Genomic DNA, 22744 nt, shown 5'->3' on the forward strand with positions numbered 1-22744 from the left:
AAGCGAGGCATGAGGTTCAGGAGCGACAAAGGGCGAAGATCCGCCCAAGCACCGGGACTACTCTACCAATTGTAGAGAGTGACCGACAAATTCATCAGGCTTCTCTGTGCAATTTCTGTCAACGATTTTATACGACACGTCATTGGACTCTGAACCCACCTCGGGACGTGTCTGCGATCCGCGGGGAGACGGAGCCCGCAGCGCCTATTTCGCTTCCGGATCGACATAGGGAACGCGCCCTCTGACCACGGTGATCGCCTCGACGAGCGAGGAGCCGATCACCGCGACGACGATCGTGAAGAAGGCGACCGTGCCGTCGAGCCAGGTCGCATCCTTGATACGCCAGATGACGATCATGAAGATGAAGGCTTTGAACAGGAACCCGATGCCGAGGAACCCGGCGATCGCGGTCAGTCCCATGTTCCGCCCCACGTACATGACGACGAGAGTGATGATGATGAAGACCGCGGCCAGCCCCCCGCCGACCGCCCCGCCGACGAAACCCGTCGTCCCCGAGACCAACCAGCCGAGGCCCATGCCGAGGACCGCGACGACGAGGACGAGGAGGATGCCGCGGATGAGCAGCGTCCTCCACACACGCGTCCAGGCTGCTTCGACTTCGGTCTCTCGGCGGGGTGTCGGGTCGGTCACGAGATTTCCTCTCTGGCTTTCTGACGCATGCGAAGGGGATAGAAGGTGAAGATGAGGGTGACGGCCACCAGCGCGCCGATGACACACACCGAGAACAGCCAGCCCTTGAAGAGGAGCAGCACCGATCCGAAGGCGATGAGCGCGGTCCAGGTGTAGAGGATGAGCACCGCACGCGCATGGGAGTGTCCCAGACGCAGCATCCGGTGGTGGAGGTGTTTGGCATCGGCGGAGAACGGAGACTGTCCGGCTCGCAGGCGACGCACCACGGCGAGCCCGAGGTCGAGCAGCGGCAGGAACATCACAGCGATCGGCAGGATGATCGGCATGAAGGTGGCGAATGCTCGCTCCTGCCCGATCAGTGCCGGGTCGACCTGGCCGGTGACTCTGATCGTCGAGGCGGCCAGCAGCAGGCCGATGAGCATCGATCCGGAGTCGCCCATGAAGATCCTGGCCGGGTTGAAGTTGTGCGGCAGGAAGCCGAGGCAGGCGCCGACGAGGATCGCGATGATGAGCGAGGCGAGGTTCGCATACGACTCCGGTGAGGCGTCACGCGCCAACCAATAGGAGTAGATGAAGAAGGCGCTGCCGCCGATGGCGACGACTCCTGCGGCGAGGCCGTCGAGACCATCGACGAAGTTCACCGCGTTGATGGTCACGAGGACGACGAGGACCGTGACGATGATCGACATCCGCGGCGAGCCGATGATGACTCCGCCGAAGGGAATGGACAGCAGCGCCACGCCTTTGATCGCCATGAAGCCTGCGGCGAGTGCCTGGCCGGCGAGCTTCGCCATCCAATGCAGGTCCCAGATGTCGTCGATGACTCCGAGCAGACACAGCAGTGCGGCGGCTCCGGCGATGCCGACGATCGGTTCCGGTTCGACGAAGATCCGATTGAGGAAGGGCATCTGGGAGGCGAAGATGAGACCGGCCAGCAGTCCGCCGAACATGGCCACTCCGCCGAGCCTCGGCGTCGGGACGGAATGGACGTCGCGGGCACGCAGCGGTGAGAAGATCTTGCCTCGTTCGGCCACCCGCTTGACCATGGGAGTCAGCAGGTACGCCACGAGGGCGGAGACGATGAGGATGAAGAGGTAGGCGCGCACTCAGCCGTCCAGGTCGATGAGGCCGGGGACGATCTCGCGCAGCTCCTCGGCGGTGATCGGGCCGCGGCGCAGGATGCGGGGCACGTCTCCGCTGAGGTCGATGATGGTCGATGACATCCCCGATCCTCGCACTCCCCCGTCGACATAGATGTCGATGTCGTCGCCGAGCATCTCCTGCGCTTCGTCGGCGGTCTGGGCGGCGGGCTGTCCGGAGATATTCGCACTCGACACGGCCAGGGGCCCGGTGCGGGCGAGCAGTGCCAGTGCCGACTCGTCGTCGGGCATGCGCACGGCCACGGTTCCGTGGGTGTCGCCGAGGTCCCAATCGAGGGAGGGCTGGGCGTTGGCGATGATCGTCAGCGGTCCGGGCCAGAACTTCGCCGTCAGCGCCAGCACGGTCTCATCGACCCCGTCGACGAGACCGAAGATGGTCTCCGCGCGTGGGACGAGAACCGGAGGCGGCATGTCGCGGCCGCGGCCCTTGGCCGCGAGCAGTGCCGCGACGGCCGCAGCGCTGAAGGCATCGGCGGCGATCCCGTAGACGGTATCGGTGGGAATGACGAGCAGGTTGCCCGTGTCGACGACTCGCGCGCACTCGTCGAAGACGAGCTCACGGATTTCGGCTTGGCTGACGTCGAATCGTCTCGACACGAGTTCTCCGTTTCGAATGTTCGGTGTGGTCGCGGTGCAGGGCCGGGCGCGGAGCGGAATCGTCCCCGCTGGTGCCTAGGCCTCGCGGCGCGCCACGGTATAGCGGTCGCGTCCAGTGTAGTCCTGGAAGGTGGCGGCATGTCTCAGACTGGCCGTGGCCTCCAGCAGGTCCCGTGCCCCGACGCCCTGTTCTTCGCTGTGTTCTATGAGGAAGAGCCCCCCGGGTCGCAGCAGCTGCTCGGCCTCGCGGATGATGAGCCCCGGTATCTCCAGCCCCGTGTCTCCGCCGAAGAGCGCGGCCGCCGGGTCATGATCGGCCACCTCCGGGTCCCGCGGCACCGCGGCATCAGGCACATAGGGTGGGTTCGTCACCACGATGTCGGCTCGCCCGCGCAGATTTGGTCGCGCATCGGTGATCGTCGTCGCATCTGCGCCGATGAACTCGACGTTCGAATCGCCGAGGCGGCTGTGCGCGAGGTTCTTAAGCGACCAGTCGAGCGCGGCGGGTTCGCGTTCGACGCCGAGGACATCGACGCCATCGAATTCGGTGGCCACGGACAGTGAGATCGCACCCGACCCGGAGCAGAGGTCGATGACGATTGGGCGTCGAACCTCGTCGGTCCCGGTCGGAGAGTCGGTGGTGGAGAGTTCGGCCAGTTCGGCGAGGACACCGCCGACGAGGAGTTCGGTCTCCGGGCGGGGGACGAAGACTCCGGGACCGACCTGCAGCTGCAGGTGACGGAAGTAGGCGATGCCGGTGAGGTGCTGCAGCGGTGTCCGCTGCCGGCGCCGGTCACAGAGTTCGGCGAATCGTGCACTCACGGGTTCCGGCACCGGGTCGTCGAAGAGGCGATGGCGGTTCAGCGCTGCCCGGTCGATCTCCCAGGCGTGGGCGAGCAGCTCGAGCGCATCGGCTTCGGGACTCGCGATTCCCGCCTCGGTGAAGAGTGTGGCGGCCCCGCGCAGGAGAGCGGAGACGAGCCTCGGGCTGTCGGTGTCCAGGTCAGTCCCCCAGCGCGTCGAGGCGAGCGGCCTTGTCGGCGTCGCGGCAGGACCCGATGACGGGATCGAGGTCGCCTGTCAGCACCTGATCGAGGTTGTAGGCCTTGTATCCTGTGCGGTGATCGGTGATCCGGTTCTCCGGGAAGTTATAGGTGCGGATGCGTTCGGAGCGGTCGACGGTGCGGACCTGAGACCGACGGATATCCGCGGCCTCCGCCGCGGCCTCTTCGGCCTGCTTGGCCAGGATCCGGGCGCGAAGCATGCGCATCGCTGCCTCTTTGTTCTGCAGCTGCGACTTCTCGTTCTGGCAGCTTGCGGTGATTCCGGTCGGCAGGTGTGTGATGCGCACAGCGGAATCGGTGGTGTTCACGGACTGGCCGCCGGGGCCGGATGAGCGGTAGACGTCGATGCGCAGATCGTGTTCGTCCAGCTGCACCTCTTCGGGCTCGTCGACTTCGGGGAAGACGAGCACGCCGGCGGCTGAGGTGTGGATGCGCCCCTGCGACTCTGTGACCGGGACCCTTTGGACCCGGTGCACTCCGCCTTCGAACTTCACCCAGCCGTAGGCACCGTCGTTCTTCGCCTTGACGGCCATGCTGACGTCTTTGTATCCGCCCAGATCCGAATGCGTGGCGTCGAGAATCTGGCTCGACCAGCCCCGCGAGTCGATCCACCGCTGATACATCCGCAGCAGATCGCCGGCGAACAGTGCGGATTCGTCCCCGCCTTCGCCGGCTTTGATCTCGATGATCGCGTCCCGGGAGTCGTCCGGGTCGCTGGGAACCAGGAGATCCTTGAGCTCACCCTCGGCCGTGTCCATCTCTGCCGCCAGCCGCTTGGCCTCGGAGGCGAAGTCGGCGTCGTCCGCGGCCAGTTCCACCGCGGCGGCGTGATCGGCTTCGAGTTGGGCGAAGTGCCGGGCGGCCGCGGCGACCTTGTCGAGTTCCGCGTACCGCCGGGTCAGCTTCTTGGCCCGGCCGGCGTCAGCGTGGACCGCGGGGTCGGAGAGTTCCTCCTGCACCCGCGCATGCTCATCGAGCAGTGCACTGACGCTGGCCGTGAGGGTGTCGTCGACCATCTCAGCTGTTGTCGGTCGACGACTTCGGCAGCGGGGTCGTCTTCTGGACCTGCATGAGGAACTCGACGTTCGAGCCGGTCTCCTTGAGCTTCGACATGAGCAGTTCGACGGCCTGCTGCTGCTCGAGTCCCGAGAGCAGTCGGCGCAGCTGCCACATGACCTTCGTCTCTTCATTGGTCATGAGCATCTCTTCGCGACGGGTGCTTGAGGAGTTGACGTCGATGGCCGGGAAGATGCGCTTGTCGGCGAGCTGTCGGCTCAGACGCAGCTCCATATTGCCGGTGCCCTTGAACTCCTCGAAGATGACTTCGTCCATCTTCGAACCGGTCTCGACGAGGGCTGTGGCCAGGATGGTCAGCGAGCCGCCGCCTTCGATGTTGCGTGCCGCACCGAAGAACTTCTTCGGCGGGTAGAGCGCATTGGCGTCGACACCGCCGGAGAGGATCCGGCCGGATGCCGGCTGCGCGATGTTGTAGGCACGACCCAGGCGAGTGATGTTGTCGAGCAGCACGACCACGTCGGAGCCCATCTCGACGAGACGCTTGGCGCGTTCGATGGCGAGCTCGGCGATCGTGGTGTGGTCGTCGGCCGGACGATCGAAGGTCGAGGCGATGACTTCGCCCTTGACCGCGCGCTGCATGTCCGTGACTTCCTCGGGACGTTCGTCGACGAGGACGACCATGAGATGCGCTTCGGGATTGTTCTCGGTGATCGCATTCGCGATCTGCTGCATGATCGTCGTCTTGCCCGCCTTCGGGGGCGCGACGATGAGTCCGCGCTGTCCCTTGCCGATGGGGGTGATGAGATCGATGAGGCGGGTCGAGTGCAGCTTCGAGGTGGTCTCGAGACGCAGTCGTTCCTGCGGGTAGAGCGGAGTCAGCTTTGAGAACTCGACACGGCTGCGCGCATCGTCGACGGTGAGTCCGTTGACGGAGTCGAGGCGGACGAGAGCATCGAACTTCTCGCGCTTGTTGCCCCGCTGTTCGTTCTCACGCGGCTGACGGATCGCGCCGGCGACGGCGTCGCCCTTGCGCAGGCCGTTCTTGCGCACCATGGATGCCGAGAGATAGACGTCGTTCGGCCCCGGCAGGTAGCCGGAGGTGCGGAGGAAGGCGTAGTTGTCGTGGACGTCGAGGATGCCGCCGACGGGAATGAGCACATCGTCGTTGCGGATCTCCGGCTCGTCGTTGCCGCGGCCGCGACGCTTCCGGTCCCGACCCCGTCCGCGACGGTTGCCGCCGCGGTCGTCATCGTCGTTGCTGCGGTTGCGACGATCGTTGCGGTCGTTGTTTCCGCCGCGGTCGTTGCGGTTCCCGCGATCGTTTCCGCCGTTCCGGTCGTTGTTGCCACGGCCGTTGCGCTCGTTGCCGCCTCGGTTGTCGTCGGAACGGTCGTTGTTCTTGCTGCGACGGTCGTTGTCGCGTCCTCCGCGTTGGTCACGGTCGGAACGATCCTGGCCGCCGTTGCGGTCGGAGGATTCTTCGCCGCTGCCATCACGGTCCTCGTTCCGGGACTCCGCGTTCTGGGACTCCGAGCCCCGAGAACGCGAGCGGCTGCGGCGGGAGCGCTGGCGATCCTGGTCGCCGTTCGACTCATCGGCGGATGCTTCCCCGGACTGCTGTGCACCGGACTCATTCGCCGAGGAATCGTCGGAGTGCGGTTCGACGATGAGCGCCGGAGCATCCTCGGAGGCGGCAGCGGAGGAACGACGCGAGGAACGGCGGTTCGTCGAGTCCTGCTTCTTCTCGTCCCGCTTCTCCGCCGGCTTCTCGGCCTTCGCAGCGGGCTCGCCGGAGGACTTCTTCTCGGCGGGGGCGGACTTCGTCTCAGCGGATCCGCCCGAGTGGCTGTTGATGGCGTCGATCAGTTCGCTCTTGCGAAGGCGACGGTAACCCTTGATTCCCAGCCCGGCAGCCATTTCCTGGAGCTGAGGCAGCCGCAGCGCTGTGAGGCTGCCTGTGCGCGGGGTGGAATCCTGAGTGGTGGTTTCAGACACGAAGGTCCTTCTCCCTCTTTCGGCCGTGCGGCATGTGCCGTTTGCTCACGGCGACGGAAACACCTTTGACGGTGCGTTGTGAAAGAAAACCTGCTAAAGAATGAGCAGGAGATGTTCCAGAATGTATGACATCGGCGACGGGTCTGTGAAGAACAGCGGGAAGCCGTGCCCTGTCGGAACACCCACAGTCTACTTGTTCGGAGACGATCTGGCGAATCGTTTCCTCAATTTTCTCGGCTCACCCGATAACCGCCGAGGTCAATCGCAGTCCGATGAGCGACGATGCCGGCCGGCACGAGGGTGTCGGGCACCGCCTCGGCGAGGACGAGCACCGTCGGTCCGGCTCCGGAGATGACAGCAGGGAACCCCTCGGCACGCAGCGCGTCGACGAGTTCCATCGACTCCGGATAGGCGCTGCGGCGGAACTCCTGATGGAGCCGATCACGAGTGGCTTCGAAGAGCACCTGCGCGTCGTTGCTCAGTCCGTGCACGAGCAGGCCCGCCCGAGCCGAGTTGTCCGCCGCGATCGCATGGTCGATACCTGCGGGAATGAGGCCGCGGGCGACCTCGGTGTCGAGGCGGACGGAGGGAACGAGCACGGTGACGTGCTCGAGCGTGCGCACGGGCACCTGCCATGACTGGACCGGCGCAGACAGGGAGACGGTGAGACCCCCGTAGATCGCGGGCGCGGCATTGTCCGGATGGCCCTCGATCGCGGTGGCGATCTCGAGGATCCGATCTCGACTCATCTCCTCTCCGGTCGACCAGGCTCCGAGCTCCGCGGCGAGGCCGATCCCCGCCACGACCGCGGCCGCCGAAGAGCCCATCCCGCGCGAATGCGGGATCCGGTTGACGCACTCGAGCGACAGCCGAGGACTCAGATCGGCCGCGACGTCGGGGAACTCCGCCTCGAGCACCTCCCCGATGATCCGCATGATCAGGTGCGAACGGTCGCGTGACAGCACCTCGGCGCCCTCCCCCGTCACCTCGACGCAGCGGTCAGGGTCGACCGCTGCGTCTGCGACGGTGAGAGTGAGGGTGTCGACGATGTCGAGCGCCAGCCCGTACGAGTCGTAGCCGGGTCCCAGATTCGCCGAGGTGGCCGGGACCTCGAGTCTCACGCGCACGCTCAGCTGTCCTCGAGTCCCAGCGCGCGAGCGGCGCTGACGGCGTCGACGGAGACCCGCTGGGTCTCGATATCGGATCCGTCTGCGGTGTGCAGGGCCCAGCTGGGATCCTTGAGACCGTGACCGGTCACGGTCACCGCGATCGTCGCACCGGCAGGGACATCGCCCGCGTCGGCCATCTTCAGCAGACCCGCCACCGAGGCGGCCGAACCGGGTTCGACGAAGATGCCCTCTTCACGCGAGAGGAACTTGTGGGCGGCGAGGATCTCGTCGTCAGTGACCGAATCGATGCGACCGCCCGAGTCGTCACGCGCCGTTTCGGCCTGCGTCCAACTCGCGGGGTTCCCGATCCGGATGGCGGTCGCCACCGTGTCGGGTTCGTCGACCGGATGCCCGAGGACCAGCGGTGCGGCGCCGGCGGCCTGGAAGCCCCACATCTGCGGCAGCTGCGTGGAGATCCCGTGTTCGCGGTATTCGTTGTAGCCCTTCCAGTACGCCGTGATGTTGCCGGCGTTGCCGACGGGCAGAACATGGATGTCGGGGGCGTCGCCGAGGACATCGACGACTTCGAAGGCCGCGGTCTTCTGACCTTCGATGCGATCCGGGTTGACCGAGTTGACGAGGTGGACAGGATAGGACTCGGAGAGCTTGCGGCACAGCGTCAGACAGTCGTCGAAGTTTCCGTCGACTTCGAGCAGAGTCGCCCCGTGCGCGATGGCCTGGCTCATCTTCCCAGGCGCGATCTTGCCGGTGGGCACGAGCACGGCACAGGTGAGTCCGGCCTTCGTGGCATAGGCCGCGGCCGAGGCCGAGGTGTTGCCCGTCGAGGCGCAGATGACGGCCTTGGCGCCGTGGGAGACGGCCTTCGTGATCGCCATCGTCATGCCGCGGTCCTTGAAGGACGCGGTCGGGTTGAGGCCTTCGTACTTCACCCACACCTGGGCACCGGTGCGCGCGCTGAGCTTCTCCGCCCGGATCAGCGGGGTCCCGCCTTCACCGAGGGTGACTGCAGGAGTGTCGTCGCAGATGTTGAGGAGGCTGCGGTACTCCTCGACGACGCCCTGCCACTGGTGTCTGGGGTAGTTCATGGTCACTGTCCTTCTACGCGGATCACGGATTTGACGGTGTGGACGACAGGCAGATCGATGAGTCGATCGACCGTCTTCTGCAGAGTCGAGTCGGTGTTCGAATGGGTGGCGAGCACGAGCTTCGCGTGCTGGATGCCGTCGTCGTCGATGTCACCGATCGTCTGTCGCATGAGTTCGATGGATGCCCCTTCGTCGGCGAATACCTCGGAGACCGCGGCGAGGACGCCGGGCCGATCGACCACGTCGAGAGTGATGTGGTATCGGGTCGTGATCGCCGAGATCGGCAGGATCGGGTAGTCGTCGTGGAAGGGACGTTCGTACTGTCCGCGTCCGCCGAGCACCTTGCGTCTGGCCACTGACACGAGATCTCCGAGCACTGCCGATGCCGTCGGTGCTCCGCCGGCTCCCTGTCCGTAGAACATCAGCTCGCCGGCGGCTTCTGCTTCGATGAACACGGCGTTGAACGCACCGCGCACGGATGCCAGGGCGTGGCCCCGGTCGAGCAGTGCCGGGTACACGCGTGCAGAGAGACCGGCTCCGGCCGGCGAGGAGGCGACGCGTTCGCAGACGGCCAGGAGTTTGATGACGAAGCCCTGGTCCCGGGCGGTTTCGACCATCTCGGCGGTGATGCCTTCGATGCCTTCGACGTGGACATCATCGATCGACACAGGGGCGTGGAAGGCCAGGGAGGACAGGATCGCAGCCTTCGCAGCAGCATCGTGTCCGCCGATGTCGGCGGTCGGATCGGCCTCGGCGTATCCGAGCTCCTGTGCGGTGGTCAGCGCGTGGTCGAAGTCCCAGCCTTCGGAGTCCATCTGGTCGAGGATGAAGTTCGTCGTGCCGTTGACGATGCCGATGATGCGTTCGATCCGGTCACCGGCCAGCGAATCGCCGACGGGCCGGATGATCGGAATCGCACCGGCCACCGCCGCTTCGTGTTCGAGTCGGACTCCGGCGGCATCGGCTGCGGACATGAGCTCGCCGTAGCTGGCGGCCAGCAGCGCCTTGTTCGCGGTCACGACCGACGATCCCTGTCGCAGAGCAGCGGTGATGAGCGAGCGGGCCGGTTCGATCCCGCCCATCAGCTCGACGACGATATCGGCCCCGGCGATGGCCGCCTCGGCGTCGGTCGTCAGCAGCTTCTCATCGATTCCCGGGCGGGCCTTCGAGACATCGCGGACGACGATGGCGCTCAACTCCAGCGGAGCGCCGATGCGTTCGGCCAGGCCCTCTGCACGGTTCTGAATCCGGGCGGCGACCTCCGTGCCGACGACTCCGCATCCGAGCATGGCAACCTTCAGTGCCTGCATTTCCTCACCTTTCCGCTCTTGTCTCTCACGCTCATCAGTGTGACGTTCCTCCCCCGGCCATCCCCGGGTCGGTGGCGAACATCTGCGTGTGGTTCTCGGGAGTCACGATCCACTCAACTCTATCGGCCTCGACGCCGAGCACACCCGGCCGGGGCAGGTGGTTGTAGTTGTTGGCCAGCGACCGGCAGTACGCTCCGGTGGTCGGCACCGCGACGAGGTCACCCGCGCTCACGTCAGCGCCCATGTACTCGTCGCGGACGATGATGTCACCGGATTCGCAGTGTTTGCCGACGACCCGCACGATCGCCGGCTCGGCGTTCGAGTTCCGGTTGGCCAGAGTGCATGAGTAATCCGCGTCGTAGAGTGCGGTGCGGATGTTGTCGCTCATGCCCCCGTCGACGGCGACATAGGTGCGAGTGCCGCTGTCGGTGCTCACCTGCTTGACCGTGCCGACTTCGTAGAGCGTGAACACCGCCGGGGAGACGATGGCCCGACCGGGCTCGATGGAGATCCGCGGGACGCTCGTGCCCAGCCCCCGGCATTCCTTGGCCACGACGGAGGCGAGTTCCTCGGCCATCTCCGTGACCGGGATCGGGGTGTCCTGCGAGGTGTAGCGGATGCCGAAGCCGCCGCCGAGGTCGACATCGGGCAGGTCGATGCCGTGTTCGCCCATGATCTCGGCACGGAAGGCGAGCACGCGGGCGGCGGCGACCTGGAATCCGGAGATGTCGAAGATCTGCGAACCGATATGCGAATGGAGGCCGTCGAGACGCAGGTGGGCGGATTCCGCGACCAGACGCGCTGCCCGGGCGGCGGTGCCGTCGGCGAGAGAGAGCCCGAACTTCTGGTCCTCGTGGGCCGTGGCGATGAAATCATGGGTGTGCGCTTCGACGCCGACCGTGACCCGCAGCATGACCGGTGCGACGGTTCCTCTGGCCGCGGCGATGGATTCGAGGCGCGCGACCTCATCGAGGCTGTCGACGAAGATCCTGGCCACGCCGTAGTCGAGGGCGTATTCGAGCTCCGCCGCCGATTTGCTGTTTCCGTGCAGCCCGACGCGGTCGCCGGGGACACCGGCGGCGCGGGCGATCATCATCTCGCCCAGGGAGCAGGTGTCGAGGCCGAGCCCGGCCTCATGCACCCAGCGGGCCACAGCTGTGCACAGGAATGCCTTCCCGGCGTAGAACACATCGGCGCCGGCCAGTCCCTTCTCCACGGAGAAGGCGTTGGAGAACGTGCTCAGGTAGGCCTCGGCACGGCTGCGGAAGTCAGCGACGTCCATGACGAGGGTGGGGGTTCCGTAGCGTTCGGCCAGGTCCGTCACGGAATGACCGGCGATCGTGAGCACACCGTCGTCGGTCTTCGTGACGTTGTCCGACCACAGACTCGGCAGCAGCGCATTGACGTCATCGGGATAGGGCAGCCACACCGGGGCCGGGGTCGCGTGCAGTGTCCCTGCGATATGTGCGGGCATCAGATCCTCTCCGGGGCCGAAGCGCCCAAGTGTCGTAGTCCTGCGGCGAGGACGATGATCACGGCTCTCAGAGCGAAGAGCCGGGAGGCATGGGTGACGGTGATGTTCTCATCGACCGTCGGAGTGACCGGGCAGCGACGCAGCCAGGTCTCGACAACTGCGCCGAGCTCGAGCAGCGCTGTGAGCAGAGGTTCGGACTCGCCGAGGCGGCGCGACCGTTCCAGCGCGGACGGCAGCCCCGCCACGATGGTGAGCATCCGGGTCTCACTCGGCTGCGCGAGCGTCGCCAGGTCGCTGGCCGTGGTCGGGATTCCCGCTCGGTGTGCCCGCCGCAGTTCGCGGCAGGCCGCGGCGTGGCCGCGCTGGAGGGCGTTCACAGCGCCCGAATCGACATCGTTGCCGCGGCCGTCGGCGGGCAGACCCGGTGCCAGCTCCCGGTCGGATGCGGAGACCAGCGCGCGGAACGTCGTTCCATCCTGTTCCGCTCCGCTGTGGGTGTCGGCTCGTGCTCCCGCTCTGATGATGTCGCAGATCACCCGCGCACGCGCGGCCGGGGTGAGGGTCACGTTGACGAATCCGGGCCCGGACACGACTGCGTCCGCCACCTCGGGCAGGGCGCGCAGTTCGGTGCACAGATGTGCGGCGAGTCGGGTTCGCAGCTCGGCTGAAGCGGCGGCGCGCAGCGCCACGGGTGTCGTCCAGTCACCGAGGTCGGGACGGGCCGAGGCCCGAACGTCGATGACCGCGGCGGATCCCGGCGCCACAAGACCTGCGTCGGCCGTCGCCAAGGCGCGCGCGAGTGCAGTCTGCAGGTCTTCCGGGGTCACTCGAACAGAGTACTCGGGGCCGGACTGCGAGGACGAATCCGGCGTCATCTTCGCTCTCATGACGAGACGGATGCCCGGACGGCCTCAGATGGCGCCGGGGCGGCAGGCGGTGTGGCTGACGAAGAACTTGACCGCCACTGAGGCGAGCACCACAGCGAATGCCGGCCACATGCTGTCGAAGCTCTGGATGAGGAACGCGAAGATCAGTGGGCCGGTGGCCGCCAGGAGGTAACCGCCGCCCTGGACGAAACCGGACAGGGAGGCCGCCGCTTCGGCGTCGCGTGCACGCAGGGTGATCAGTGTCAGCGCGAGCGGGAACGTGGAGATGCCGATGCCCAGCAGTACGGTCCACAGAACGGGGGCCGCCGTGGGCAGCAGCCACAGCCCCAGGTAGCCCACGGCCAGGCTGAGGCAGAAGCCGACGACGATGAGATGGGCCGATCTCATCTTCTGCGCGATGGTCGGCAGGACGAAGCCGAGGACGAGCGGGATGGCGGTGACCAGCGCCAGCATCGCTCCGCCGAATGCCGCATCGAATCCGGAGCGGGTGAGCAGGCTCGGCAGCCAGGTGAAGAGGATGAAGTTGTTGAACGATGTCAGTCCCGTCATCGTCATCAGCGCCCAGGCCCGACGGCTGCGCAGAAGGCGGGAGAGCTCACTGCCGCCGACGACGGCGACGGCCACCTCGGTGGCGGGTGCGGGCCTGACGATGCGGATGACGATCCACACGACCGCCCCCAGAGCCGCGAAAGCGGCCCAGACGAGCAGTGAGCCTCTCCAACCGACACCGGAGGCGAGGGGAACCGCCACGAGCGGCGGAATGAATGTCCCGAACTGGAGGAGCCCGACGTGCACGGTCGACATGAGGGCCACTCTGTCGGGGAAATATGATTTCACCAGGGGCGGGAGGATGACGTTGCCGATGCCCATTCCCAGCAGGGCCAACACGCTCAGCGCCAGGAACAGCGACGGCGAATCGATGACCGCGCGGACACCCAGTCCGATCATGACCATCACCATGGCGGCCAAGGTCAGGCCGAGTCCGGAGAAGCGGGCATAGAGCCGCGGTGTGATGAAGCCGCTGATGCCGTAGAGCAGCGGCGGCAGCATGCCGATGACGGCCAGGAACACCGCGCTCAGGTCGATCTCTTCGCCCATCGTGTCGAGCAGAGGCGAGAGCCCGGTGACTCCCGGGCGCAGATTGAAGGCAGCGAAGACGATTCCGAGGACGATCAGAAAGCGGATGCGCGCGGAGTTCATGAGCTCTTTCCTATCAGACACCGACGTCCGGTTCGGTGGCCGGGGCCCATCAGAAGTCGAGTTTGAGTCCCTCGACGGGTGAGAGCCGAGACGCCCGCCTGGCCGGCGCCAGAGCAGAGAGGATCCCGGCGATGACCGCCACCCCGAGGATGCCGAGGAAGGACACGACGGAGACGTCGACGATGAGGTCGGTGGAGTAGCCATGAGTGACGAGACGGGTGCCGACGATGCCCAATGCTCCACCGAGGACGAGTCCGAGCAGTGCGGCCACAGATGAGATGAGCACCGCTTCGAGCGCCAGCAGGGTCCGCAGCTGCGAGATGCTCAGGCCCAGCGCCCGCATCAGCGCGTTCTCCCTCTGGCGTTCGATGACGGAGAGACTGACCGTGTTCGAAACGCCGATGAGCGCGATGATCACAGAGATGAAGAGCAGGGCCACCGCCCCGGTGAGCATGACGTCGATGAGTTCGGAATAGGTGCCCCGGGCGACGGCGGAGCCGCCGACCTCCTCGCTGGAGACGTCGAGTGCCTCGGCCACGGACTGGCGGATGCGCGTGATCTCGTCGATGTCGACGTCCTCATCGAGGCGGACGAGCACAGCCGTCGTCGTCGCCGAGATGCCGAGGTCGTTGCCGACATCGGGAGTGGTGAAGAAGGCGAGGCTGGACAGACCGTCCCTGTGCACAGGCACGCTCATCTCGGTGAGTCCTCTCACCCGCACGGTCGCTGAGCTGTAGTCCTCGGGAACGGTGACCCGTCCGGACACGATATCGGCTGCCGCGTCTCCGAGCACGGTGTCGGCGCTGTCCGGGTCGAGGACGAAGATCTCTGGACGGGAGCCCTCGAAATCCTCGACCGCCTCGGCGCGGTGGGCGGTGACCGCGGTGGACACGCCCGGGATCTCGCGCACCTCGTCGAGTTCATCACCGTCGACGAGGCCCGACAGCGGCACGGAGATGTCGACCGGATAGCGCTGGTCGAGTCCGTGACTCAGCGTCGCCTTCGTCGACATGCCGCCGACGAGGATCGTCGCCACCAGGGTCACACCGATGATCAGCGCCGTGGCCGTGGCCGCGGTGCGGCGCGGATTGCGCAGCGTGTTCAAGGTCGCCAGCTGCCCGGGCACGCCCCACGGGCTGAACAGCACCTCCCCCGCCCACGCGACGACCGGCGGGATGATCTTCGCGGAGCTGATGACCAGTCCGGTGACCACGAGACCTCCGCCCAGCGCTCCCCCGAGGATCCAGCGCTCGGAGGTCGGCACAGCGTAGACGGAGACGATGACGAGAAGTGCGCCCAGGCCGATGAGGCCGAAGCCGATGAGGTGGCGGGGTCGGGCGCGGGTTCTCGGCGAGATGGAGGCGTCCAAGGGCTGGAGGGCTTCGAGCGGCGTCACGGCGATGGCGCTGCGAGCCGGGCGGATGGTGGCCACGATCGTCAGCAGGGCACCCACGACGATGCCGCTGACCAGAGCGGAGACAGGGACGGTGAGGGTGTCGTAGGGGAATTCCGCGGGCCAGTAGCGCACCGCGGCGGCCATCAGTCCGCGACTGACGACGATCCCGGCGAGGACGCCGAAGATCGATCCGAGCACACCGACGAAGAGCCCTTCGGCCACGACGGAGCTGTACATCTGCGCTCGGCTGGCGCCGAGGCAGCGCAGCAGTGCGAGGTCGCGACGACGCCCGGCGACGATGACCGAGAAGGTGTTGGAGACGACAAGGATGGCGACGATGACGGAGATTCCGGCGAACACGAGCAGGAACCCGGTCACGACGGCATTGCCCCCGGAGAGCCGATCGGTCTTCGCGCTCACGGCGTCGTCCACGGTGAGCGCTTCGAGGCTGCCGCGCAGCTCAGATTCGTCGATGACCGTCTGCAGCTGAGATCGCACCGTCTCCGGGTCCGCGCCGTCCTCGAATGCGATCTGAATGGCGATGACATCACCCTGCTGGGCGAAGTACTCCTGGTAGCCAGCGGCGCTCGTCAGTGCCCGAGTGGCTCCGGGCAGCGCCGGGTCCTGCCCCAGTTCGGCGATGCCGACGACGGAGAAGGTGACACTGCTCTGGCTCGGTCCCCGATAGACGGGCATGTCATCGTCTCCGCTGCCCACCGGAACGGCGTCGACGGTGAAGCGGATCTCATCACCGATGCCGATGGCGAGGTCGGCTGCCGTGCGGGTATCGAGCACGAGGTCCGTCGTCGCGTCCGGTCGCTGGCCCGAGACCATGTCGAACGTGTCGTGGCGTTCATCGGCAGGCACCGGGGACAGAGCAAAGGAGCTCTCGGAGAATGAGGCGCCTCTGCCGGTGGTCACGGTGCGGGCCGACAGAGACGCACTGCTCACCCCGTCGACATCGGCCAGGGGTCCCAGCAGCGGAGACGCCTCGTCTCCCCCGACGAAGACGTCTCTGTCCGGAATGACTGCGAGGTCGGCTTTCTCGAACGAACGGCCGACGGCGTGTTCGAGGCTGTCCTGCAGCGACGAGTTGATGATCAGGGTCGTCGCGACGAAACCCGCGGCCAGGGCGATGCCGAGGCCGATGGCGAGGAACCGGGCCCAGTGGATCCGGATCTGCGCGAGAGCGACTGCGATCACAGAGTGCTCAGTTCGCTCAGCGCCGTGACCACGCTCTCCCGCGTCGGCTGACGGACTTCACCCGTGGCCCGGCCGTCCTTGAGGAGGACGACCCGACCGGCATGGGATGCCGCCACGGGATCGTGGGTGACCATGATGATCGTCTGCCCGTACAGGGTCGTGGCCCGGCCGAGCAGGGACAGGACCTCCGCTCCCGCGTGGGAGTCGAGATTTCCCGTGGGCTCATCGGCGAAGATGACGTCCGGCCGGGTCAGCAGGGCCCGGGCCACGGCGACTCGCTGCTGCTGACCGCCGGAGAGCTCGTGCGGACGATGCTGGAGGCGATCGCCGAGTTCGAGTCGTTCGACGACTTCGGCCTTCCACTCGCGATCGATCTTCTTCCTGGCCAGCGACACCGGCAGTTCGATGTTCTGCTCTGCGCTCAGGGTCGGGACGAGGTTGAATGCTTGGAAGATGAAGCCGACGCGGTCACGGCGCAGCTGGGTCAGCTGCCGATCGTTGAGACGAGTGATGTCGTGGCCGCGCATGATGATCGAGCCCGAATCGACGCGATCGAGACCGGCGAGGACATGCATGAATGTCGACTTGCCCGACCCTGAGGGTCCCATGATAGCGGTGAAGCGACCGGATTCGAAGTCGACGCTGATGTCGTCGAGAGCGTCGACTGCCGTGTCGCCGCGGCCGAAGCTTTTGCGCAGGCCCTGCGCGCGGAGGACGATGTCATCATCCCCCGCGCCGGTCTGGACGGCCTCATCAGCAGGTTCCGACATCGCATGCCTCACATCACGGTCCGGGTCTCGTCTCCGACTGCATCGGATCCTGACTGCACCGCCGACAGTTCGGACCGCGTATGCGCAAACCGCCCACCTCAGCGGTTGAGATGGGCGGTGTCGTGGTGCCCGCGACAGGATTCGAACCTACGACCTTCTGCTCCGGAGGCAGACGCTCTATCCACTGAGCTACGCGGGCAACGGAAGCTACTCTATCACCGTTTGGCACCACCTCCCAAAACGACACCGCGTGCAGTCCCGCCAGGACTGCACGCGGTGTCGCGGGGCTGTGATCAGCGATATCAGTGCAGATCAGGCGCCCTTCATGGCCTTGCGGCCGGGAACGTACTCCCAGTGCCAGAGTTCATAGGAATTGCGCTTGGCCCAGTCAGGATTCTCCCACCCGAACTTCTCGGCGTTCGCGACGAGCCACTCGTACTGCTGACCGGTGCCGTTCTGCGTTCCCCCACCGAAGTCGAGCGCCAGACCCCATCCGTGGTTGGACGTTCCGGGACGGGCTGCGAAGCCGGGCTTGCGTGCGGCGACGGAGACCTGGGACGACAGCGACCGGTAGGAATCGGTGACCGCGAGGTCTTTGCCGGTGTCCTTCTTGAAGGCAGCGTTCATCTTCGCAAACGATACGGCGGCATCGGAGCGCAGCTTGTGGCTGCCCACACCGATCTCGCACAGCCATTCGTCGGGCAGTTCGCCGTTGCTCGCGTCGCCCTTCGGCGCGGCTTCGTCACAGCCGGGCAGAACGGTCTTCGTGATCGCTCTGGACGCCGCTTCCACCTTCGTCTGCTTGGCGCTCGGGGCGCCGATGGTCATCGCAGTCTTGTCGTCCTCGTCGACCTTGATGTCGGCGGAGACCGATTCGGCGTTGATCGCACGCGGCTGGGATTGCGCGGCAGTGTCATCGACCTTGACTTCCTGGCTGCCGCTCATGTTCCCGGCGACCATCACAGCGGCGATGGCGGTGCCGGTCACCGAGACCGTGGCCAGAGCCGAGAAGGTCGTGACCTGGCGACGGCGGACCGAGCGCAGCAGCGAACCGTCGGAACCGCGCCTGCCGAGCTCAGTTGCGGCCAACGACGACGTATGGCCTGCTGGGGTCAGCGGCAGTGAAGCCTCCTTGGCCATCGCGGCACGGCGCGGTGAACCCGCTGCGGCGCGGGCCTCGGCGGCCATGGCCGCACGACGGGGCGAGAGGGCTGCGGATGCGCTGCTCCGCGACTGCGATGTCACGGAATGCGAAGAGTTGATCGGCGAAACCTGCGAGGAGGCGTTCTGCTTGCGCAGATCACGTCGGCGGACCGGCGGCGCCTCGACGGTCGAGAGCTCACTCGACATAGTGCTCCATACTGTTGGTGAAGATTGTGCGGTGGAGGCCCTCTGCCGGGCACCCGAAAGCTTATGTCACAACACTATAACGACATCGTTACAGAATGTCACCTTCAGTTCATACACAGCGTGTGACCAGGTCATTCGCCGACGATGAGTCATCACGAACGACTACAGGCGCTCTACTCCAGGTGTCCTGAATCACTGTTTCGTTACGAACCGTTACACAATCGGTCACGAATGGGACTCCGCGCCGACAGAAACGTTCCCGCGAGCACAGACCCTTCGCCACTGCCCGCACGCGCAGCCCCGCGCACCGGCACAGCGCCCGCAGCGGACGCAACGACGCGACGGCGGCCTCCCCGCAATCAGGAGACCGCCGTCGCGGCGAACGGCTGAGCCCGACTGATCGGCCGATCGGACATGCTCAGCTGCGGAAGTCGAATCGTCCCCGCTGCATCGCATCCTGGACCTCGCCGACGAGCTCTTCGAGCACGTCCTCGAGGAACAGCAGACCGAGCACCTGCGCCTGCGAGTCGATGACGCGGGCGACGTGGATTCCCGCCTTCTGCATCTGTGCCAGAGCCTCCTCGACCTCGTCATCGGCCGTGACCGTGAACAGAGGGCGGAAGCGCTTGCTCTGCACGGGAGAGTCGAAGGCCTCTTCGGTGTCCGCGTAGAGGACGTCCTTGATGTGGAGGTAGTCCTGCGGATATCCGTCGTCACCGACGACGAAGTACCGCGAGTAGCCGGTCTTTCCGACCAGGGTCACGAGCTCGTTCGGGGTCACCTTGTCCGAGATCGTGATGAGCTCGGACATCGGGACCATGATGTCCGACGCGGTCTTGTCGCTGAATTCGATGGCGCCCTTGAGCAGCCCGGTGTCATCGCTGAGCAGTCCTTCGCGCTTCGACTCGGCCACGATCGATTCGACCTGTTCGATCGTATAGGCCTCATTGACCTCGTCGCGGGCCTCGATCCTGAACAGGTGCAGGATCCCGTTGGCCAGGCCGTTGAGGGGACGGATGACGAACCCGAAGACCCGCGCCAGGAACACCAGGGGGGTCGCCAGCAGAATCACCGCCTGGCCGGATGCGGCCAGAGCCAGGTTCTTCGGCACCATCTCGCCGATGACCACGTGCAGGTAGGTCACGACTCCCAGTGCCAGGACGAAGGAGATCGTCGATGACAGCCCCGCGGGAATGCCCAGGCCCTCGAGCGGACCGGCGAGCAGATGGTGGATGGCCGGTTCGGCCACGTTGCCCAGAAGCAGGGAGCACACGGTGATTCCGAGCTGGCAGATCGCCAGCATCAGTGACACGTGCTCCATCGCGTAGAGCGCTGTCTTCGCCGCTGCAGAGCCTTCTGCCGCTCGCGGTTCGATCTGTGAGCGTTTGGCCGCGACCACAGCGAATTCGGCGGCGACGAAGAATGAGTTGCCCAGCAGCAGAACGACCAGCCAGACCAGTCCGAACCAATCGGCGCTCATCGGGTCTCACCTCCGGTTTCGAACGCTCCCGTGTCGGCGGCGCGCAGCACCACCCGGAGGCGTTCGATGCGTCGCCCGTGCATCCTTTCGACCACGATTCGCGCATCCTCGGTGCGGACCTCGTCACCCGGTTCGGGAATCCGTCCGAGCTCCTTGAGGACGAACCCGGCCAGAGTCTCGTAGTCCGAGTCCTCCGGGATGGTCACACCGATCGTCGACGAGATCTCATCGGGTCGCAGCTGACCGGGCACGATCCAGGAGCCGTCGCGAGCCGGTCGGGCCGCGACGCGCATCCGATCATGCTCGTCGGCGACCTCGCCCACGAGTTCTTCGACGACGTCTTCGAGGGTGACGACTCCGGCAGTGCCGCCGAACTCATCGACGACCACGGCCATCTGCAGGCCCGTCGCCCGCAGCTCCAGGAGCAGCGGATCGAGACGCTGGGTCTCCGGAATCTCCCGGACTTCGGTCATCAGCCCTCCTGCATAGGCGTCGTCACGGTTGCCCGGGGGCACGGCGAAGGCCTGTTTGACGTGGACGACGCCGACGATGTGGTCTTTGTCCTCGTCGGCCACGGGGAAGCGGGAGAATCCGGTGTCCCGGGCCTGTTCGATGATCTGTCTGGCCGTGGTGTCCTTGTCCACCGTGGACATGCGTGTGCGCGGGGTCATCACGTCTTCGGCGGTCCGCTCGGAGAAGCTCAGCGTCCTCTCCAGCAGGCCCGCCGTCTGCTCGTCGAGTACGCCTTCTTCAGCGGAGTGACGCACGAGGGAGGTCAGCTCCTCCGGAGAACGGCCCACCGATCCCTCTTCCTGCGGCTCGATGCCCATCGACATGAGGATCTTGTTCGCCGTGCCGTTGAGGACCGCGATGACCGGTTTGAACACGATCGAGAACACGTACTGCATCGGCGCGGCGATGCGGCCGGTCGCCAGAGGCACGGCGATGGCGAGGTTCTTCGGGACGAGCTCTCCGAAGATCATCGATCCCACGGTGGAGACGATGAGGGCGATGGTCAGCGCCAGCGGTGCCGCGATTCCGGGGCCGACGCCCCAGGCTTCGAACAGCGGAGCCAGCAGCCTGCCCAGGGACGGTTCCATGAGGTAACCGGTCAACAGGGTGGTGATCGTGATGCCCACCTGCGCCGCCGAGAGCTGCGTGGACAGGTGGGTCATCGAGCGCCGCAGCGTCTTCGCGCCGACGACGCCGTCCTCGACCGCCTGATCGGCCGTATGACGGTCGAGGGTCAGCAGTGAGAACTCGGCTGCGACGAAGACGCCGGTGCCCAGGATGAGCAGCAGTGCGAGGGCGAGGAGTATCCATTCCATCAGTGACTGTCCCCGCCGTTGACGATCTGCTGAGCAGAGTGGGTGAAGTGAGAGACCCTCGCGGGGTGAGGATCGTCATCTGGGGCGCCGGCTTCCCGCCGGCCGGGACTGTCACTGTGCATGAGGCGATCTTACCAACTTCCCGACACAGGTCGGCCCTCTTCGTATCCGGCGGCACTCTGGACTCCGACCGCGGCCAGACGTGCGAATTCCCGGAGGTCACCGGCTCCGGCGTAGGTGCAGGAGCTGCGCACGCCCGACGTGATCGCGTCGAGCAGGTCCTCGACTCCCGGAGATTCCGGGTCGATGTACATCGTCGACGAAGAGATGCCCTCTTCGAACAGTCCCTTCCGCGCCCTGGCGAAGGCCGACTCCGTGCGGGTGCGGTTGGCCACGGCGCGTGCCGACGCCATTCCGAAGCTCTCCTTGTACTTCCGACCGTCGCCGTCGACGAGCAGGTCGCCAGGGGATTCGTGGGTGCCGGCGAACCAGGATCCGACCATCACCTGCGAAGCTCCGGCCGCCAGGGCCAGGGCGACGTCTCGGGGGTAGCGGACTCCGCCGTCGGCCCACACATGTGCACCGAGCTCACGAGCCGCCTCGGCGCATTCGAGCACTGCGCTGAACTGCGGACGACCGACGGCGGTCATCATCCGGGTCGTGCACATGGCTCCCGGGCCGACCCCGACCTTGACGATGTCGGCGCCGGCCGCGACGAGGTCACGGACCCCTTCGGCGGTGACGACGTTGCCGGCCACGATCGGCACCCCGAGCTCGGCATCGGCGATCGCCGACAGCGTGTCGAGCATCTTGACCTGATGGCCGTGTGCGGTGTCGACGACGAGGACATCGGCACCGGCTTCGACGACGGCCGCGGCACGTTCGACCGCGGCACCGTTGACGCCGATGGCCACGGCGATCTTCAGTCGGCCCTGGTCATCGACGTTGGGCGTATAGATCGACGAGCGCAGCAGCGACTTCGGAGTGAGGCTGCCGAGCACGGTGTTCTCGTCGTCGACGACAGCGGCGAACTCCGCCCGGGCCTCCGTCATCGACTCGAAGAGGTTCTCCAGCTGCCCGGAGTCCTCCCAGTCGACTTCGGAGGCGCGGATGAGATGGGGTGAGGAGTCCAGCAGTTCCGCCACCGAGGTGAAACGGTCGACTCCGCGCAGATCCGCGGCGTTGATGATGCCTTCGAGCCTGCCTGCGGAATCGACGACGACGCCGAAGCCGTGCGGACGCTTGGCCAGCACGTGCAGGGCATTGAGGACTGTGTCCTCGGGGGCGAAGCGCAATGCGGATTCGAAGATCCGGTCACGGCTCTTCACCCAGGCGATGGTCTCCTGCGCAGCGGTCAGCGGGATGTCCTGCGGCAGCACTGCCAGTCCCCCGCGCCGGGCCATCGTCTCCGCCATCCGTCGACCGGATACAGCGGTCATATTCGCCGCGACGAGCGGAGTGGTCGACCCGGTCGGATCGGTTGTGGTGAGATCGACTGCGAAGCGCGAAGTCAGGGTCGAGGAATTCGGGACGAGGAACACATCGGAGTAGGCGAGATCGGTGTTCGGGTCATTTGAGATGAAACGCATAACACTATTGTCCCTTAACTGCACATTCGATGGCACATCACGTTAGGCTTGGAGATGT

18 protein-coding genes and 1 tRNA gene are annotated in these 22744 nt (G+C 66.1%); all 19 read right to left on the minus strand.

Annotation, left to right across the window (positions count from 1 at the left end):
- Positions 1-204: 204 nt before the first annotated feature.
- Entirely contained in the window at positions 205-651 is a 447-nt protein-coding gene (locus AD89_RS0101910) for a hypothetical protein (protein ID WP_025776919.1), read from the minus strand.
- The gene (locus tag AD89_RS0101915; protein WP_025776920.1) at positions 648-1757 is read right to left on the minus strand and encodes an MraY family glycosyltransferase; all 1110 of its coding nucleotides are present in this window, start codon (positions 1755-1757) and stop codon (positions 648-650) included. The genes AD89_RS0101910 and AD89_RS0101915 overlap by 4 nt, the downstream gene beginning before the upstream one ends.
- Complete coding sequence (locus AD89_RS0101920) at positions 1758-2408, minus strand: L-threonylcarbamoyladenylate synthase (protein ID WP_025776921.1); 651 nt, start codon at positions 2406-2408, stop codon at positions 1758-1760. It lies immediately after the preceding gene.
- A 75-nt stretch (positions 2409-2483) separates the two neighbouring features.
- Positions 2484-3410, minus strand: coding sequence for a peptide chain release factor N(5)-glutamine methyltransferase (gene prmC, locus AD89_RS0101925; RefSeq protein ID WP_035319662.1), 927 nt, complete (start codon positions 3408-3410; stop codon positions 2484-2486).
- 1 nt (position 3411) lies between these two features.
- Positions 3412-4488: a peptide chain release factor 1 gene (prfA, locus tag AD89_RS0101930; protein ID WP_025776923.1), complete on the minus strand. Its 1077-nt coding sequence runs from the start codon at positions 4486-4488 to the stop codon at positions 3412-3414.
- 1 nt (position 4489) lies between these two features.
- Positions 4490-6484, minus strand: a complete 1995-nt coding sequence (rho, locus tag AD89_RS0101935; RefSeq protein WP_025776924.1) for a transcription termination factor Rho — start codon at positions 6482-6484, stop codon at positions 4490-4492.
- Between the two features lie 224 nt (positions 6485-6708).
- Positions 6709-7611, minus strand: a complete 903-nt coding sequence (gene thrB, locus AD89_RS0101940; RefSeq protein WP_051504987.1) for a homoserine kinase — start codon at positions 7609-7611, stop codon at positions 6709-6711.
- A 2-nt stretch (positions 7612-7613) separates the two neighbouring features.
- A complete protein-coding gene (gene thrC / locus AD89_RS0101945) occupies positions 7614-8699 on the minus strand; it encodes a threonine synthase (RefSeq protein ID WP_025776926.1) in 1086 nt (361 codons plus the stop codon).
- Positions 8700-8701: 2 nt separating this feature from the next.
- Positions 8702-10009: a homoserine dehydrogenase gene (locus tag AD89_RS0101950; RefSeq protein WP_025776927.1), complete on the minus strand. Its 1308-nt coding sequence runs from the start codon at positions 10007-10009 to the stop codon at positions 8702-8704.
- 34 nt (positions 10010-10043) lie between these two features.
- Positions 10044-11483 (minus strand): diaminopimelate decarboxylase, encoded by a 1440-nt coding sequence (lysA, locus tag AD89_RS0101955; RefSeq protein WP_025776928.1) that lies wholly within the window; start codon positions 11481-11483, stop codon positions 10044-10046.
- On the minus strand, positions 11483-12310 hold the full coding sequence (locus tag AD89_RS0101960; protein ID WP_197021701.1) for a DALR anticodon-binding domain-containing protein: 828 nt from the start codon (positions 12308-12310) through the stop codon (positions 11483-11485). Before AD89_RS0101960 ends, lysA begins: the two co-directional genes overlap by 1 nt.
- Positions 12311-12394: 84 nt before the next feature.
- The gene (locus tag AD89_RS0101965; RefSeq protein WP_025776930.1) at positions 12395-13570 is read right to left on the minus strand and encodes an MFS transporter; all 1176 of its coding nucleotides are present in this window, start codon (positions 13568-13570) and stop codon (positions 12395-12397) included.
- Between the two features lie 49 nt (positions 13571-13619).
- Positions 13620-16169 carry an ABC transporter permease gene (locus AD89_RS0101970; RefSeq protein WP_025776931.1) on the minus strand — a complete coding sequence of 850 codons (2550 nt, stop codon included), beginning with the start codon at positions 16167-16169 and terminating at the stop codon, positions 13620-13622.
- Positions 16166-16939 (minus strand): ABC transporter ATP-binding protein, encoded by a 774-nt coding sequence (locus tag AD89_RS0101975; RefSeq protein WP_025776932.1) that lies wholly within the window; start codon positions 16937-16939, stop codon positions 16166-16168. Before AD89_RS0101975 ends, AD89_RS0101970 begins: the two co-directional genes overlap by 4 nt.
- A 123-nt stretch (positions 16940-17062) precedes the next feature.
- A tRNA-Arg gene (locus AD89_RS0101980) sits at positions 17063-17138 on the minus strand.
- 113 nt (positions 17139-17251) lie between these two features.
- Positions 17252-18289: a M15 family metallopeptidase gene (locus AD89_RS0101985; RefSeq protein ID WP_025776933.1), complete on the minus strand. Its 1038-nt coding sequence runs from the start codon at positions 18287-18289 to the stop codon at positions 17252-17254.
- 418 nt (positions 18290-18707) lie between these two features.
- On the minus strand, positions 18708-19769 hold the full coding sequence (locus tag AD89_RS0101990) for a hemolysin family protein (RefSeq protein WP_025776934.1): 1062 nt from the start codon (positions 19767-19769) through the stop codon (positions 18708-18710).
- Entirely contained in the window at positions 19766-21097 is a 1332-nt protein-coding gene (locus tag AD89_RS0101995) for a hemolysin family protein (protein WP_025776935.1), read from the minus strand. Before AD89_RS0101995 ends, AD89_RS0101990 begins: the two co-directional genes overlap by 4 nt.
- Positions 21098-21228: 131 nt before the next feature.
- Entirely contained in the window at positions 21229-22686 is a 1458-nt protein-coding gene (locus AD89_RS0102000) for a GuaB1 family IMP dehydrogenase-related protein (protein ID WP_025776936.1), read from the minus strand.
- Positions 22687-22744: the final 58 nt, after the last annotated feature.

Origin of the sequence: Brevibacterium sp. VCM10 (assembly GCF_000583215.1) — a bacterium.
GTDB lineage: Bacteria > Actinomycetota > Actinomycetes > Actinomycetales > Brevibacteriaceae > Brevibacterium > Brevibacterium linens.